Origin of the sequence: Pseudoxanthomonas broegbernensis (genome assembly GCF_014202435.1) — a bacterium.
GTDB classification, from domain to species: domain Bacteria; phylum Pseudomonadota; class Gammaproteobacteria; order Xanthomonadales; family Xanthomonadaceae; genus Pseudoxanthomonas; species Pseudoxanthomonas broegbernensis.
In genome coordinates, this window is the sequence record NZ_JACHGU010000005.1 from 57,342 (window position 1) to 72,565 (window position 15,224).

The 15,224-nt window shown below is 71.2% G+C and carries 13 protein-coding genes and 1 pseudogene; 9 read left to right on the plus strand and 5 right to left on the minus strand.

Annotated elements, in window-relative coordinates; translation table 11 throughout:
* The 3 genes from HNR76_RS11050 to cysD form a co-directional block, all read right to left on the minus strand.
* Positions 1–1,086: an efflux RND transporter periplasmic adaptor subunit gene (locus tag HNR76_RS11050; protein WP_162310354.1), complete on the minus strand. Its 1,086-nt coding sequence runs from the start codon at positions 1,084–1,086 to the stop codon at positions 1–3.
* A gap of 121 nt (positions 1,087–1,207) precedes the next feature.
* Positions 1,208–3,124 (minus strand): sulfate adenylyltransferase subunit CysN, encoded by a 1,917-nt coding sequence (cysN, locus tag HNR76_RS11055; protein WP_162310353.1) that lies wholly within the window; start codon positions 3,122–3,124, stop codon positions 1,208–1,210.
* Complete coding sequence (gene cysD / locus HNR76_RS11060; protein ID WP_162310352.1) at positions 3,124–4,035, minus strand: sulfate adenylyltransferase subunit CysD; 912 nt, start codon at positions 4,033–4,035, stop codon at positions 3,124–3,126. Before cysD ends, cysN begins: the two co-directional genes overlap by 1 nt.
* Positions 4,036–4,278: 243 nt before the next feature.
* Between cysD and HNR76_RS11065 the strand changes: the two genes are divergently transcribed.
* From HNR76_RS11065 to HNR76_RS11095, 7 genes are all read left to right on the plus strand, one after another.
* Positions 4,279–6,132 carry an assimilatory sulfite reductase (NADPH) flavoprotein subunit gene (locus HNR76_RS11065; protein ID WP_162310351.1) on the plus strand — a complete coding sequence of 618 codons (1,854 nt, stop codon included), beginning with the start codon at positions 4,279–4,281 and terminating at the stop codon, positions 6,130–6,132.
* A 52-nt stretch (positions 6,133–6,184) separates the two neighbouring features.
* The gene (gene cysI, locus HNR76_RS11070) at positions 6,185–7,906 is read left to right on the plus strand and encodes an assimilatory sulfite reductase (NADPH) hemoprotein subunit (protein ID WP_162310350.1); all 1,722 of its coding nucleotides are present in this window, start codon (positions 6,185–6,187) and stop codon (positions 7,904–7,906) included.
* Positions 7,907–7,938: 32 nt separating this feature from the next.
* Positions 7,939–8,682, plus strand: coding sequence for a phosphoadenylyl-sulfate reductase (locus tag HNR76_RS11075; RefSeq protein ID WP_162310349.1), 744 nt, complete (start codon positions 7,939–7,941; stop codon positions 8,680–8,682).
* A gap of 199 nt (positions 8,683–8,881) precedes the next feature.
* Complete coding sequence (locus HNR76_RS11080) at positions 8,882–9,247, plus strand: chorismate mutase (protein WP_162310348.1); 366 nt, start codon at positions 8,882–8,884, stop codon at positions 9,245–9,247.
* Between the two features lie 22 nt (positions 9,248–9,269).
* Positions 9,270–9,713 (plus strand): pyrimidine dimer DNA glycosylase/endonuclease V, encoded by a 444-nt coding sequence (locus tag HNR76_RS11085; RefSeq protein ID WP_162310347.1) that lies wholly within the window; start codon positions 9,270–9,272, stop codon positions 9,711–9,713.
* Positions 9,714–9,723: 10 nt separating this feature from the next.
* On the plus strand, positions 9,724–9,918 hold the full coding sequence (locus HNR76_RS11090; RefSeq protein WP_211373168.1) for a DUF4287 domain-containing protein: 195 nt from the start codon (positions 9,724–9,726) through the stop codon (positions 9,916–9,918).
* Between the two features lie 66 nt (positions 9,919–9,984).
* On the plus strand, positions 9,985–10,422 hold the full coding sequence (locus HNR76_RS11095; RefSeq protein WP_170298592.1) for a VOC family protein: 438 nt from the start codon (positions 9,985–9,987) through the stop codon (positions 10,420–10,422).
* 136 nt (positions 10,423–10,558) lie between these two features.
* On the opposite strand, the gene HNR76_RS11100 is transcribed toward HNR76_RS11095, so the two are convergent.
* A complete protein-coding gene (locus HNR76_RS11100; protein WP_162310344.1) occupies positions 10,559–11,542 on the minus strand; it encodes a LysR family transcriptional regulator in 984 nt (327 codons plus the stop codon).
* 174 nt (positions 11,543–11,716) lie between these two features.
* Between HNR76_RS11100 and cobA the strand changes: the two are divergent.
* Both cobA and cysK read left to right on the plus strand, forming a co-directional pair.
* A pseudogene (gene cobA / locus HNR76_RS11105) lies at positions 11,717–12,523 on the plus strand (uroporphyrinogen-III C-methyltransferase); the annotation flags it as partial.
* 61 nt (positions 12,524–12,584) lie between these two features.
* The gene (cysK, locus tag HNR76_RS11110; protein WP_162310342.1) at positions 12,585–13,544 is read left to right on the plus strand and encodes a cysteine synthase A; all 960 of its coding nucleotides are present in this window, start codon (positions 12,585–12,587) and stop codon (positions 13,542–13,544) included.
* A 102-nt stretch (positions 13,545–13,646) separates the two neighbouring features.
* Here cysK and HNR76_RS11115 read toward each other — a convergent pair whose 3' ends face one another.
* The gene (locus HNR76_RS11115) at positions 13,647–15,185 is read right to left on the minus strand and encodes an MDR family MFS transporter (protein ID WP_211373167.1); all 1,539 of its coding nucleotides are present in this window, start codon (positions 15,183–15,185) and stop codon (positions 13,647–13,649) included.
* Positions 15,186–15,224 lie beyond the last annotated feature (39 nt).

Consider the following 15,224-nt stretch of genomic DNA (forward strand, 5'->3'; position numbering starts at 1 on the left):
TCAGTCCCGGGCCGGTGCGCCGGCGTCCGCGTCCTTTTGCGGCGGCGCCTCCGCCGGCGCGGCCTCGGTCACGCTCACCCCCGGGCGCAGCTTGCCGGTCCCGTCGACCACGACCCGGTCGCCTGCGTGCAGCCCGCGGACCACCTCGGCCAGGCCGTCGCGGCGCACGCCGGTCTCCACCACCGCGCGCTCGACCTTGCCGTCTTCGCCCACCCGGTACACGAACGACTCCCGGCCCACCTGCACCACGGCGATCTCCGGCACCACCAGCGCCTCCCGCTGTGGGCGGAACAGGCTCACCTGCAGCAGCATGCCCGGGCGCAGCCGCCGCTCGGGGTTGTCGAAGGCCGCGCGCACGGTGACGGTGCGGGTGACCGGGTCGATCCGCGCCACCACGGTCTCCACCTCGCCCTCGAAGGCGTGGCCCGGCCAGGCCGCGCCGCTGGCGGCCACCCGGGCACCCGGCGCGATCGCCGACAGCGCCGCCTCCGGCACCTGGAAATCGGCGTACACCCGCGAGATGTCGTCCAGCGTGGCGATCACCGCGTTGGGCGTGAGCAGGGCGCCGGGGCTGACCTGGCGGATGCCGAGCACGCCGGCGAACGGCGCGCGCACGTGGCGGTCGGCGATGTCCGAGCGCATCTGCCGCACCCGCGCGGCGGCGGCGTCGCGGGTGGCGCGCTGGGCGTCGAGCGTGGACCGCGACACCAGTTGCTGCCCGGCCAGGCCCTGCAGGCGCCGGAGCTGCTGCTCGGCCTCGTCGGCGGCGGCCTGGGCCTCCACCAGCGCGGCCTGCTGCGCGGCCACCCGCAGGGTCACCAGCGGCTGCCCGGCCTGGACCTGCTGCCCGCTCTGGAAATGCACCTGGTCGACGATCTCGCTGACCTTGGCGGTCAAGGTCACCGATTCGCGCGCATGCACCGTGCCCAGCGCGTGCACGGTATCGCTCCAGGCTTGCGACCGCACCGTGGCGGTGGTGACCGGGATCGGCGCGGCCGCATGCGGCGGCGATGCATCCCGGCCACAGGCCGCCATCCCCAGGACGCCGACCAGGATCCAACCGCCCGCCAGGACTCGTGACGCCATCGACCGCCTCGCTGCCTTCATGCACCAATCGTCCAGTGTATCGGGCGATTGTTAACGGTCGCACATGTCTTTTGGTTGACAGCTCAGTCCGATGCGCGAAAAGGCCGGCGCGGACGCGCGCCTACAGCCACGAGGTGCCGGCGCCCCAGTCCAGGTCCAGCGCCTCCAGCACCCGGGCCACCAGCGCCTCGGACGCGGTGCCGGCCGCGTCCAGGTGGACTTCCGGTCGCTCCGGCGCCTCGTAGGGCGAATCGATCCCGGTGAAGTTGGGGATCAGCCCGGCGCGGGCCTTGCGGTACAGGCCCTTGACGTCGCGCCCCTCGGCCACTTCCAGGGGCACGTCGACGAACACCTCGACGAACTCGCCCTCGGCAAACAGCTCGCGCGCCATGCGCCGCTCGGCCCGGAACGGGGAGATGAAGCTGACCAGCACGATCAGCCCGGCGTCGGCCATCAGCCGCGCCACCTCGGCCACGCGGCGGATGTTCTCGACCCGGTCCTCGTCGGTGAAGCCCAGGTCGCGGTTGAGGCCGTGGCGGACGTTGTCGCCGTCCAGGACGAAGGTGTGGTAGCCCAGCGCGTGCAGGCGCTTGTCCACGAGGTTGGCGATGGTCGACTTGCCGGCGCCGGACAGGCCGGTGAACCACAGCACCTTCGGCGCCTGGCCCTTGATCCGGGCGCGCGCGGCCTTGTCCACGTCGATGTGCTGCCAGTGCACGTTGTCGGCGCGGCGCAGGGCGAAGTCCAGGGTGCCGGCGGCAACGGTGTCGTTGTTCTGGCGGTCGATCAGGATGAAGCCGCCCAGGGCGCGGTTCTCCGCGTAGGGGGCGAAGGCGATGGGCTCTTCCAGGCTGAGGTTGCAGTAGCCCACCTCGTTGAGCTCCAGGCGCTTGGCCGCCAGGTGCTCCTGGGTGTTCACGTCCACCCGGTACTTGATCTCGCTGATGCTGGCGGCCACGGTGCGCGCGCCGACCTTCAGCCAGTACGGCCGGCCCGGCAGCAGCGGCGCGTCGCTCATCCACAGCACGTGGGCGGCGAACTGGTCGGCCACCGGCGGCGGGTCGCCGGCGGCGGCGATCACGTCGCCGCGGCTGACGTCGATCTCGTCGCCCAGGGTGAGGGTCACCGCCTGGCCGGCGGCGGCGCGCTCGACCGGGCCGTCCGGGCCCAGCACCTGGGCGATGGTCGAGCGCCGCGCCGAGGGCAGCACCACGACCTCGTCGCCCGGCCGCGCCTCGCCGGAGGCGATGGTGCCGGCGAAGCCGCGGAAGTCCGGGTTGGGCCGGTTGACCCACTGCACCTGCAGGCGCAGGCCGGCGGCGGCGTCGCCGTCGTCCACCTCCACCGACTCCAGGTGCTCCAGCAGCGCCGGGCCGTCGTACCACGGCGTGTTGGCCGAGCGCTGCAGCAGGTTGTCGCCCTCCAGCGCCGACAGCGGGATGATCCGCACGTTGGCGATGCCCAACTGCGCGGCCAGCGCGCGGTAGCCGTCGGCGATGGCCTCGAACGTCTCCCGGTCGTAGCCCACCAGGTCCATCTTGTTCACCGCCAGGACCACGTTGCGGATGCCCAGCAGGGAGACGATGTAGCTGTGCCGGCGGGTCTGCGGCAGCAGGCCCTTGCGCGCATCCACCAGGACCACGGCCAGGTCGGCGGTGGAGGCGCCGGTGGCCATGTTGCGGGTGTACTGCTCGTGGCCGGGGCAGTCGGCGACGATGAACTTGCGCTTGTCGGTGTCGAAGTAGCGGTAAGCCACGTCGATGGTGATGCCCTGCTCGCGCTCGGCGGCCAGGCCGTCCATCAGCAGCGCGTAGTCGACGCGCTCGCCCTGGGTGCCGTGGCGGCGGCTGTCGGCCTCCAGCGCGGCGAGCTGGTCGTCGAACAGGCGCTTGCTCTCGTACAGCAGGCGCCCGATCAGGGTGCTCTTGCCGTCGTCCACGCTGCCGCAGGTGATGAAGCGCAGCAGCGGCTTGTCCTCGTGCTGGCGCAGGTAGCCGGCGATGTCGGTGACGGGGGTGCCCGCCGCTTCCGTGCCCATCAGAAATAGCCCTCCAGCTTCTTCTTCTCCATCGAGGCGGTGGGATCGTGGTCGATCACCCGGCCCTGGCGCTCGGAACTGGTGGCCACCAGCATCTCGGCGATGATCTTCTCCAGGGTGTCGGCCTGCGACTCGATCGCCCCGGTCAGCGGGTAGCAGCCCAGAGTGCGGAAGCGCACCTTGCGCAGTTGCGGGACCTCGCCGGGCTTGAGCGGCAGCCGCTCGTCGTCGACCAGGATCAGGGCGCCGTCGCGCTCGACCACGGGGCGCTCGGCGGCCAGGTACAGCGGCACCACCGGGATCTTCTCGCGGTAGATGTACAGCCACACGTCCAGCTCGGTCCAGTTGGACAGCGGGAAGGCGCGCACGCTCTCGCCCTTGCGGATGCGGGCGTTGTACAGGTTCCACAGCTCCGGGCGCTGGCGCTTGGGGTCCCAGCGGTGGTGTTCGTTGCGGAACGAGAACACGCGCTCCTTGGCCCGCGACTTCTCCTCGTCGCGCCGCGCCCCGCCGATGGCCGCGTCGAACCGCCACTTGTCCAGCGCCTGCTTCAGGCCCTGGGTCTTCATCACGTCGGTGTGCACGGTGGCGCCGTGGCTGATCGGGCCGATGTCCTGGGCGATGCCGTCGGGGTTGATGTGCACCCGCAGCTCCACCCCGGTCTCGGCGGCGCGGAGGTCGCGGAAGGCGATCATCTCGCGGAACTTCCAGCGCGTGTCCACGTGCAGCAGCGGGATCGGCGGCGGCGCCGGGGCGAAGGCCTTGAGCAGCAGGTGCAGCAGCACCGAGCTGTCCTTGCCCACCGAGTACAGCAGCACCGGGTTGCGGAACTCGGCGGCGACCTCGCGCAGGATGTGGATGCTCTCCGCCTCCAGGCGGTCGAGGTGGGACAGACGGTGGGCCAGGCTCATCGGGTCTTTCGGGAAGGAATCGTGGCGGGCGGGGGCCGTGGGCCTCCGGCGACGGACGCGCCCAGGGGCCGGAGACGCGCTCCGGACCGGGACCGTTCGGGACGGCGAGTATTCGCGCGGCGGCCCTGCCGATGAAATAAGCACAGAGCATAAGCGAATAACCACAAGCCGTTTCAGCCGCGCTTCGCACTTTCCTAACATCGGTGGCCCGTCGATGCCGACCCCGTGCCAGGCCCGCCCGAAATGACCGCTGCGTCCCCCGCCCTGCCCCCCAGCCCGCTCAACGAGGACCGCAAGGTGCTGCTGGCCCGGCTGGTCGAGGGCCTGGACGGCCCTTCGCTGTGGTGGCTGTCCGGCTATACCGCCGGCCTGGCCCAGGGCCATGCCGCCCCGCACCTGGCGGTGCTGCCCGGCGGCGCCCCGGCCGCCGCCGCCGCGCCGCAGGCCAGCCAGCGCCTGACCGTGCTGTACGGCAGCCAGACCGGCAACGCCCGCCGCGAGGCGGAGAAGATCGTCCAGGCCGCCGAGGCCGCCGGCCTGGCCGTGCGCCTGGCCCGCACCGACACCTACCCCACCCGCGAGCTGGCCGGCGAGCGCCTGCTGTACGTGGTGATCAGCACCCAGGGCGAGGGCGACCCGCCGGACGACGCCATCGGCTTCACCGAATTCCTGCTGGGCAGGCGCGCGCCGAAGCTGCCGGAGCTGAAGTTCGCCGTGCTCGGCCTGGGCGACTCCAGCTACGTCGACTTCTGCGGCATCGCCCGCAAGCTGGACGCGCGCCTGGCCGAGCTGGGCGCCCAGCGCCTGGCCGACCTGGGCCAGGCCGACGTCGACATCGACACCGTGGCCGCGCCCTGGCGCGACAACGCGCTGGCCAAGGCCGGCGAGCTGCTCAAGGCCGCCGCCCCGGCCGCCGCGCACGTGGCCACGGTCACCCCGCTGCGCCCGGCCGCGGCCTGGACCCACGAGCGCCCGTTCCAGGCCGAGCTGCTGGCCAGCCAGCGCATCACCGGCCGCGAGTTCCGGGGCACCGGCTTCCAGACCTACGCCACCCTCGACAAGGACGTGCGCCACATCGAGCTGTCGCTGGAAGGCTCCGGCCTGGCCTACGAGCCGGGCGACGCGCTGGGCATCCATCACCGCAACCCGCCCGCGCTGGTGGAGGCGGTGCTGCAGGCTACCGGGCTGGACGGCGATGCCGCCGCCGCCCTGGACGGCCAGTCGCTGCCGCTGGCCGAAGCGCTGGCCGCCCGCCGCGAGCTGACCCGCCTGTCGCGCCCGTTTCTGGCCGCGCACGCCGAGCGCTCCGGCGCGGCGGAGCTGCAGCAATTGCTGGAGCCGGGCAACGCCGGACTGGCCGCGCTGCTGGGCGACCACCAACTGGTCGACGTGCTGCGCCGCTGGCCGGCCTCGTGGGCACCGGATGCGCTGCTGGCCGCGCTGCGCCCGCAGACCCATCGCCTGTACTCCATCGCCTCCAGCCGCAAGCGCGTGGGCGAGGAGGTGCACCTGACCGTGGACGTGCTGGGCTACCAGGCCCACGGCCACGACCACCTCGGCGCCGCCAGCGGCTTCCTGGCCGCCCTGGAGGAAGGCGCGCAGGTGCCGGTCTACATCGAGCCCAACGAGCGCTTCCGCGTTCCCGCCGATGCCTCGCGCGACATCATCATGATCGGCCCCGGCACCGGCGTGGCCCCGTTCCGCGCCTTCGTCCAGGAACGCGCCGAGACCGGCGCCGGCGGCCGCAACTGGCTGTTCTTCGGCGCCCAGCACTTCAACACCGGCTTCCTGTACCAGACCGAGTGGCAGGAGGCGCTGGAGCGCGGCGAGCTGCACCGCATCGACCTGGCCTTCTCCCGCGACCAGGCGCAGCGCGTCTACGTCCAGCAGCGCCTGCGCGAGCGCGGCCGCGACGTCTACGACTGGCTGCAGAACGGCGCGCACCTGTACGTGTGCGGCGCCATCGCCATGGGCAAGGACGTGCACGCCGCGCTGCTGGACATCGTGGCCGCGAACAACGGCGGCGACGCCGAGGCCGCCGCCGAATACCTCACCCGGTTGCAGACCGAAGGCCGCTACGGCCGCGACGTCTACTGACACCGCCGCCCCTTCCGCCCGCGCTCCCCCTACCGGACTCCCAGCCAACGCCATGAGCCACCCTTCGGTCGAAGACATCAAGATCAACAGCCGCCGCCTGCGCGGCACGATGGAGGCCGGGCTGGACGATGCCGTCACCGGCTCGCTGAACTTCGAGGACCAGCGCACCATCAAGTTCCACGGCAGCTACCAGCAGGACGACCGCGACCTGCGCGACGAGCGCCGCCGGCAGAAGCTGGAGCCCGCGCACCAGTTCATGATCCGCATCCGCGCGCCGGGCGGGGTGTTCACCCCCGAGCAGTGGCTGAAGCTGGACGCCATCGCCACCGCCTACGCCAACCACTCGCTGCGCGTGACCACCCGCCAGACCTTCCAGATCCACGGAGTGATCAAGCGCGAGCTGAAGGAGACCATGCAGGCGATCAACGCCGCCATGCTGGACACCGTGTCCGCCTGCGGCGACGTCAACCGCAACGTGCTGGGCGCCACCAACCCGCTGCAGTCGCGCCTGCATGCCCAGGTGCACGACTGGGCGCAGCGCCTGTCGCTCCACTTCAAGCCCAAGACCCGCGCCTACTACGAGGTGTGGCTGGACGAGGAGAAGGTGGCCGAAAGCGGCCAGGAGCAGGAGCCCCTCTACGGCGACGCCTACCTGCCGCGCAAGTTCAAGATCGCCGTGGCGGTGCCCCCGCTCAACGACGTGGACGTGTTCGCCAACGACCTGGGCCTGATCGCCATCGTCGACGCGGCCGGCGAGCTGGCCGGCTTCAACGTGGCCATCGGCGGCGGCATGGGCGCCAGCCACAGCATCGCCGCCCACTACCCGCGCCTGGCCAACGTGATCGGCTTCGTCACCCCCGACCAGGTGTTCACCATCGCCGAGGCGGCGGTGACCGTGCAGCGCGACCTGGGCGACCGCGTCGAGCGCAAGCACGCGCGCTTCAAGTACACCATCGACGACCACGGCTCGGACAAGATCGTGGCGATGATGGAGGAGCGCGCCGGCTTCAAGCTGCAGCCCGCCCGCCCCTGGCACTTCGACCACAACGGCGACCGCTTCGGCTGGGTCGAGGGCGAGGACGGCCACTGGCACCTCACCCTCTCCGTGCCCAGCGGCCGCATCGTCGACCGCCCCGGCCGCCCGCACCTGACCGGCATGCGCGAGATCGCCCGCGTCCATCGTGGCCATTTCCGCATGACCTGCAACCAGAACCTCATCATCGCCGGGGTGCCGGCCGCCGAGCGCGAGCGCATCGACGCGCTGGTGGCGCAGCACGCGCTGGACTCGGAGAACAAGGCGCCCACCGCCCTGGCCCGCAGCGCCGTGGCCTGCGTGGCCCTGCCGACCTGCGCCCTGGCCATGGCCGAGGCCGAGCGCTACCTGCCCGGCTTCGTGGGCGCCCTGGAGCCGCTGCTGGACAAGCACGGCCTGCGCGAGCAGCCGATCCTGCTGCGCGTGTCCGGCTGTCCCAACGGCTGCTCGCGCCCGTACCTGGCCGAGATCGCGCTGGTGGGCAAGGCCGTGGGCCGCTACAACCTGATGCTCGGCGGCGACCACCGCGGCCTGCGCATGAACACCCTGTACCGCGAGAACGTCACCGAGCCGGAGATCCTGGCCGCGCTCGACCCGCTGCTGGCGCGCTACGCCGCCGAACGCGAGCCGGAAGAACACTTCGGCGACTTCCTGCACCGCGCCGGCCTGATCGAGTTGCCCGCCTACCCCACCCACGTCCGCGTCGATCCGGCCGAAGCCATGGCCGGCGCCAGCGCCTGATCCATGTTCAGCCCCCGCGTCCGGAGTTCCCGATGAGCCTGACCGTCACCGCCACCGACGAAGCCGCCAACGGCGCCGAGCCCGTCTCCGCGCCCGACCTGGACACGCTCAACGCCCGCCTGGAAGCGATGGACGCCGACGCGCGCGTGGCCTGGGCGCTGGCGCACGGCCACGGCAACCCGGCGCTGTCGTCCAGCTTCGGCGCGCAATCGGCGGTGACCCTGCACCTGGTGACCCGGCACCGGCCCGACATCCCGGTGATCCTGGTCGATACCGGCTACCTCTTTCCCGAGACCTACCGCTTCGCCGACGAACTCGCACAGCGCCTGGGCCTGAACCTCAAGGTCTATCGCCCGCAGTTCAGCCGCGCGTGGACCGAAGCGCGCCACGGCCGCCTGTGGGAACAGGGACTGGAAGGACTCAACAGCTACAACCAGTTGCACAAGGTCGAGCCGATGCGCCGCGCCCTGGACGAGCTGGCCGTGGGCACCTGGTTCACCGGCCTGCGCCGCAACCAGTCCGCCAGCCGCGCCGGCACCCCGATCCTGCAACGCCGCGACCGTCGCCTGAAGGTCAACCCGATCGCCGACTGGACCGACCGCGACGTGTGGCAGTACCTCAAGCAGCACGACCTGCCCTACCACCCGCTGTGGCACGAGGGCTACGTCTCCATCGGCGACTTCCACACCACCACGCGGTGGGAACCGGGCATGAAGGAAGAGGACACCCGCTTCTTCGGCCTGAAGCGCGAGTGCGGGATTCACGAGGAGATCTGATCGCTGCCGCTTGCGTGTTCGTGATAAAAGAACCCCGCTTTTGCGGGGCTTTTCATAAACCGACCCGGGCGGGGCGTTCTCCAGGCCCGCGGAATGGTTTTCGGGTTGAAGGCCGCCAGTCCCGCATGACGGTTCATCCGGGCCGCTTCACGACTGGCTCAATCCGGGCGTGAGCTGGCAACCAGCTTCAGGAGTACGCATGAGCAACAGCGCCAACCCCATCGAGGCCTGCAGCTCCATCGAGCAGGTCCGCTCGAACATCGATCGTATCGACCAGCATATCGTGGGCCTTCTGGCCGAGCGCGGCGCCTACGTCAAGCAAGCGGCCGCGTTCAAGGCCTCCACCGCCGACGTTCGCGCACCCCAGCGGGTCGAGCAAGTCGTCGGCAAGGCGGTGGCGCTGGCACGCGCGCTCGGCGCCAACCCGGCCGTCACCGAGCAGGTGTATCGGGCGATGATTTCGGGCTTCATCGATGCGGAGCTGGCCGAGCACGCCGTGCTGCAAGATGCGGCGGGCGGAGTCGGCGCTTCGCCCAAGCCGATGCCGTTCCGCGGCACGACTTAGCCCTGGCATCAGGCACCGCTGCATGCGACTTTGGTCATTGCATCCGAAGTATCTGGACCCACAAGGCCTGGTCGCACTCTGGCGAGAAGCACTGCTGGCCAAGGCCGTTCTTGGCGGCAAGACGCGCGGCTACACCCATCATCCGCAACTGGAGCGGTTCAGGGCGCACGCCTACCCCCGCTCGGCCGTCAACTCGTACCTGGCCGCAATCTGCGATGAGGCCACACAACGTGGCTACGCCTTCGACCGCTCGAAGATCGGGCCTATCCGGGCGGTGCAGCCCATCTTCGTCGGTTCCGGTCAGCTCGCGTACGAGTGGAAACACCTACAAGGCAAGCTGTCGGCTCGCAATCCTGGCGTACTGGCCCGATGGAGCGGCATCGCCATACCGGCGTGCCATCCGCTGTTTCGCCGGCATCCTGGGCCGGTGGCGCCATGGGAGCGGGCATCGAATGGCGCCCGGTAGGTGGCCAGTGATGCGGCCAGCCTCATACGTCCCTTCCATCGAAAAAGCCCACGGCAAGCCGGTGGCGCACTGGCTCCGTGGGCTCGACGCGATGAAGGAGAGGAAGCACATGGAACAGGCCGCCCACCTCGAGGAAGCGCATAAGCTCGGGCACGGGTACGCCACTGCGCTCGTCGCGTACCCTCGGGCGCAGCGGCAGGCCTGACATCCGGGGGAGGCCCGCGCCGCGCCCGCCGCTCCAGCGGAACGCCGCCACTTCATGGAACCCACGATGCCACACCCGTTCTCCATCCAGCGCATCGACCACGTCGTCTTCCGGGTCCGCGACCTGGGCAGGAGCATCGACTTCTACGGCCGCGTGCTCGGCTGCGAAGTCGTGCGCCGGCGCGAACACCTGGGGCTCGTCCACTTGCGCGCCGGCGCCTCGATGATCGACCTGGTAAGCGTGGATGGCGCGCTTGGGTCGCGCGGAGGCGCGGCGCCGGCGGAGGGCGCGCGCAACGTCGATCACCTGTGCCTGCGCATCGAGCCGTTCGACGCGGCCGGCCTGGTCGCGCATCTGCATGGCCACGGTGTGGCGCCGCTGGGCCCGGCGGAAACGAACTTCGGAGCGGAGGGCGACGGGCTGTCGCTGTATTTCCCGGACCCGGATGGCAACGTGATCGAACTCAAGGGCCCGTCGCCGGCGACTGCTGGCGACAGGCCGTAGCGCCTGCGGCGCGCCTGGATGAGCCATGAAGTCCCCCTGGCCCGCTGGCCATCCTCGGCGGCGCCCTGCTCCACCTGGCGCCTATGCGGGTCAATCGTGTCCTGGCGCTCTCGCGGGCGGGCCGAGCGAGACGTCCTCAGCTCGTAATCGTCTGCGTCAACGATTCCCATGTCGGCGGGTCGGGCCAGTCCGGCTCCTGGTTGCCGTCCAGCACGCGGCGCAGGTCGCGCTTGTCGATCTGCGGGGCCAGCACGTGGACCAGCTCCAGGGCGTAGTCGCGCAGCACGCGCTCGCGCGGCAGCACCGCCCAGGCGATGCACTCGCTGATCTCCTTGGGCGCCGGCCAGCCGCGCAGGTCGGTGTCGCCCAGGCTCACCGCCATCTCGGCCAGCAGGCCCACGCCCAGGCCGGCGCGCACGTAGGTCTTGATCAGGTCCGCGTCCAGCGCGGTCAGGGTCAGGTCCGGTTCCAGGCCGACGCCGGCGAAGGCGCGCTGCAGGGAGGACTCCGGGCGCACCGAGGACTCGTAGCTGATCAGCGGGTATTGCGACAGCTCCTGGATGTCCGGGGCGCGATCTGTGCGGTCCAGCGGATGCCCGCGCGGCACCAGCGCCAGGCGGCGCCAGCGGTACAGCGGCACCGCCACTCCGCCCTGCGGCTCGCCGCCGGCGGTGCTGACCACCGCCATGTCGGCGTCGCCCTGGCTCAGCAGGTCCAGGGCGGCGCCCTCGGTGGCCTGCTGCAGGTGCACGCTCACCTGGGGGAAGGCGCGCTTGATCTGGGCGATGGCCGGCGGCAGCACGAAGCGGGCCTGGGTGTGGGTGGTGGTCAGGGTCAGTTGGCCCTGGCTCTCGCGGCGCTGGTTGGCGGCATAGGCACGGATGTTGGCGGTCTCGGCCAGGATCACGCGGGCGCGCTCCAGCACCTCGCCGCCGGCCGGGGTGATCGCCTCCAGGCTGCGGCCCTTGCGCACGAACAACAGGAAGCCCAGTTCGTCCTCCAACTGCTTGAGCTGCTTGGACAGGCCGGGCTGGGTGGCGTGCACGCGGGTGGCGGCCAGGGTGATGTTGAGCCCGGCGTCGGCGATGGCCACGAGGTAGCGAAGCTGGGTGAGCGTCATCGGGCAATAACCTGAATACGCGGCGAGGGCGAGACCTGACTGTAGTCCCATTCCACGACCGATCTTATAACCGGGATGCATGTGCATTGTGCGGCAAGTTATTTCCGCTCGTTATGAGCCGGCGCTACGGTCATCCTCCCGTTTCCGTCTTTCATGTCCGTGAACCAGCCGTCCAACACTGCCGCGCCCTCCTCTCTGCTGCCCGGCAGCGTGACCCTGGTCGGCGCCGGTCCGGGCGATCCGGGCCTGCTCACTCTGCATGCCGCGCAGGCGCTGGCATCGGCCGAGGTGGTGCTGTACGACCGCCTGGTCGGCGCCGGGGTGCTGGCCCTGGCCAATCCGGACGCGCTGATGGTGGAGGTGGGCAAGTCCGCCGGCCACCACAGCGTTCCCCAGGAAGACATCCACGCGCTGATGCTGCGCCATGCGCGCAGCGGCCTGCGCGTGGTCCGGCTCAAGGGCGGCGACCCGTTCGTGTTCGGCCGCGGCGGCGAGGAGCTGGAATTCCTGCGTGCGCACGGCATCCCCTACCGGGTGGTGCCGGGCATCACCGCGGCGGTGGCGTGCGCGGCCTACGCGGGCATCCCGCTCACCCATCGCGACCACGCCCAGTCGCTGCGGCTGATGACCGCGCACTGCCGCGATGGCGTCGACACCCTGGACTGGGACGCGCTGGCGCAGGAGCGGCAGACGCTGGCGGTGTACATGGGCGTGGCCGGGCTGGAACGCCTGCGCGAGCGCCTGCTCGCCGCCGGGCGCGCGCCGTCCACGCCGTTCGCGCTGGTGGAGAACGGCTCGCGCCCGGAGCAGCGCGTGATCGTCGGCACCCTGGACGACCTGACCCGGACCGCGCGCGCCCACGCGGTCGCCTCGCCGGCGCTGCTGATCCTGGGCGAGGTGGCCGGGCTGGCCGCGCAACTGCACTGGTTCGGCGCCGCGCCGCTGACGCCGCCCGCCCCGGCACTGGCGCAGGCGGCCTGAACCCGCCCCCGCATCGAAGACCCCATCACACGACATCCACACGACCCACGGAAAACACCGCATGGCCATCCACAACAGCATCCTCGACACCATCGGCTTCACCCCGATCGTCCGCCTGAACCGCATCGCGCCCTCGCACGTGGAACTGTATGCGAAGGTCGAAGCCTTCAATCCCGGCGGCTCGGTCAAGGACCGCCTGGCCATCGCCATCGTCCTCGACGCCGAGGCGCGCGGCCTGCTCAAGCCCGGCAGCACGATCGTGGAGGCCACCTCCGGCAACACCGGCGTGGCCCTGGCGATGGTCGCCGCCGCGCGCGGCTACAAGTTCGTGGCGGTGATGACCGAGACCTTCTCGATCGAGCGCCGCAAGCTGATCCGCGCCTACGGCGGCAAGGTGATCCTGACCGCGGCGGCCGAGCGCGGCGTGGGCATGGTGCGCAAGGCCGAGGAACTGGCCAAGAAGCACGGCTGGTTCCTGGCCAGCCAGTTCGAGAACCAGGCCAACCCGGCCTACCACCGGCAGACCACCGCCGCCGAGATCCTGCGCGACTTCGCCGGCCGCCGCCTGGACCACTTCGTCAGCGGCTGGGGCACCGGCGGCACCCTCACCGGCGTGGGCGAGGTGCTGCGCACCGCACGCCCGGAGGTGAAGATCACCGCCGCCGAGCCGGCCAACGCCTCGCTGCTGGGCGGCAACGAGTGGAAGCCGCACAAGGTGCAGGGCTGGACCCCGGACTTCCTGCCGGGCGTGCTCAGCCGCGAGGTCGCCCACCAGATCGTCGGCGTGGTCGACGAAGAGGCCTTCGCCACTTCCCGCCGCCTGGCCATCGAGGAAGGCATCTTCGCCGGCATCTCCGCCGGCGCCACCGTGGCCGCCGCGCTGAAGGTCGCCGCCGACGCGCAGCCGGGCTCGGTGCTTCTGGCGATGCTGCCCGACACCGGCGAGCGCTACTTCTCCACCCCGCTGTTCGAGGGCGTGAACGAAGGCTCCGACGACGAGTGGCTCGCCTCGCTGGGCTGAGCCCGGCACCGGCTTTCTGCTTCGAGACAAAAAGAAGCGGGCGGCGGGCAACTGCCGCCCGCTTCCGTTCCGGGGGCAGGGTCCGCCGTCCTCGGCGGCGGCTCAATGCGCCTCGGCCGCCATGCCCGGGCCCGGTGCCGGCCCATGGCGACCGCTGTGCATCAGCAGCACCAGCGGCATGGCGCACAGGGTCAGCACCGTCATCAGCCAGAAATCGTTGGCATAGCCGATCGCCGCGGACTGGCGCAGCAGCTCGCCGTCCAGCAGCGCCGCGCCGGTGGCGGTGGCCGGGTTCCAGAGCGCCGGCACCAGGGTCTGCTCGGCTCCGTAGGCCGGGATGCGCGCGCCGATCTCGGCATGGTTGACCTGGCCGGCGCGCGCCAGCAGCGTGAACACGATCGAGATGCCCACCGACGAGCCGATGTTGCGCACCAGGCTGAAGATGCTGGCCGCCTCGGTGCGCTGCCATGGCGGCAGGGTCGAATAGGCGACGGTGGAGATCGGCACGAACACCAGGCCCAGGCCCACGCCCTGGGCCACGCCCAGCCACACCACCGCCTGCACCGAGGCCTCGGTGCCGAACCCGGCCATGCCGTACAGCGAGTACACGATCAGGCCCATGCCGGCCAGGATCGGGATGCGCGCGTCCACCCGGCCGAGCATGCGCCCCACCAGCATCATCGCGAACATCGTGCCCACCCCGCGCGGCGCCAGCACCAGGCCGATGGTCAGCACCGGGTAGTGCATCAGCGCGCTCAGGTAGGGCGGCAGCAGCGCCAGGGTGGCGAACAACACGATGCCGACCACGAAGATCAACACGCAGCCCACCGCGAAGTTGCGGTTGCCCAGCAGGCCCAGGTCCAGCAGCGCGCGGTCGCGCCGGTTCCACCACCACAGCCCGTACAGGTACAGGGCCAGGAACGCGAACGCGGCCTCGACCTGGATCTCCAGGCTGCCGAACCAGTCCTGGCTCTGGCCGCGGTCCAGGAACAACTGCAGGCCGCCGATGCCCAGCGCCAGCAGGGCCAGGCCGGTGCCGTCGAGCGGGCGCCGGTGCGGGGCTTCCGGCTTCACGCTGGCCGCGATCCCGACCAGCGCCAGGATGCCGACCGGCAGGTTGATCAGGAACACCCAGTGCCAACTGTAGTACTGGGTGAGATAGCCGCCCAGCGGCGGGCCGAGGATCGGGCCGACCATGATCCCCATGCCCCACATCGCCATCGCCGCGCCGTGCTTCTCGCGCGGGAAGGCATCCAGCAGCAGCGACTGCGAGATCGGCACCAGCGAGGCGCCGAACACGCCCTGCAGAATGCGGAACAGCACCATCTGGCCGATGCCGGTGGCGATGCCGCACAGCAGCGAGGCGGCGGTGAAGCCGCTCACGGCGACGATCAGCAGGCGGCGCCGGCCCAGGCGCCCGGCCAGCCAGCCGGTGACCGGAGTGAGGATGGCCGCGGCCACGATGTAGCTGGTCAGCACCCACGCGGCCTGGTCCTGGGTGGCCGACAGCGCGCCCTGCATGTCCGGCAGGGCGACGTTGGCGATGGTGGTGTCCAGCGCCTGCATCAGCGTGGCCAGCATCACCGAGCCGACCAGCAAGGCGCGGCGGCCGCCCTCGGAAGCGTTGAGGCGCTGGATCATGGCGGGGGGTTCCGGAAGCGGTTCCGCGGAAACGGGTAC

Bases quoted from the DNA above. Each gene is read 5' to 3' on its own strand.
- cysN (WP_162310353.1), bottom strand. From the start codon at position 3,124: ATGGGCACGGAAGCGGCGGGCACCCCCGTCACCGACATCGCCGGCTAC.
- HNR76_RS11080 (WP_162310348.1), top strand. From the start codon at position 8,882: ATGAGCAACAGCGCCAACCCCATCGAGGCCTGCAGCTCCATCGAGCAG.
- HNR76_RS11085 (WP_162310347.1), top strand. From the start codon at position 9,270: ATGCGACTTTGGTCATTGCATCCGAAGTATCTGGACCCACAAGGCCTG.
- HNR76_RS11075 (WP_162310349.1), top strand. From the start codon at position 7,939: ATGAGCCTGACCGTCACCGCCACCGACGAAGCCGCCAACGGCGCCGAG.
- HNR76_RS11095 (WP_170298592.1), top strand. From the start codon at position 9,985: ATGCCACACCCGTTCTCCATCCAGCGCATCGACCACGTCGTCTTCCGG.
- HNR76_RS11090 (WP_211373168.1), top strand. From the start codon at position 9,724: ATGCGGCCAGCCTCATACGTCCCTTCCATCGAAAAAGCCCACGGCAAG.
- HNR76_RS11065 (WP_162310351.1), top strand. From the start codon at position 4,279: ATGACCGCTGCGTCCCCCGCCCTGCCCCCCAGCCCGCTCAACGAGGAC.
- cysD (WP_162310352.1), bottom strand. From the start codon at position 4,035: ATGAGCCTGGCCCACCGTCTGTCCCACCTCGACCGCCTGGAGGCGGAG.
- cysK (WP_162310342.1), top strand. From the start codon at position 12,585: ATGGCCATCCACAACAGCATCCTCGACACCATCGGCTTCACCCCGATC.
- HNR76_RS11115 (WP_211373167.1), bottom strand. From the start codon at position 15,185: ATGATCCAGCGCCTCAACGCTTCCGAGGGCGGCCGCCGCGCCTTGCTG.
- HNR76_RS11050 (WP_162310354.1), bottom strand. From the start codon at position 1,086: ATGGCGTCACGAGTCCTGGCGGGCGGTTGGATCCTGGTCGGCGTCCTG.
- HNR76_RS11100 (WP_162310344.1), bottom strand. From the start codon at position 11,542: ATGACGCTCACCCAGCTTCGCTACCTCGTGGCCATCGCCGACGCCGGG.
- cysI (WP_162310350.1), top strand. From the start codon at position 6,185: ATGAGCCACCCTTCGGTCGAAGACATCAAGATCAACAGCCGCCGCCTG.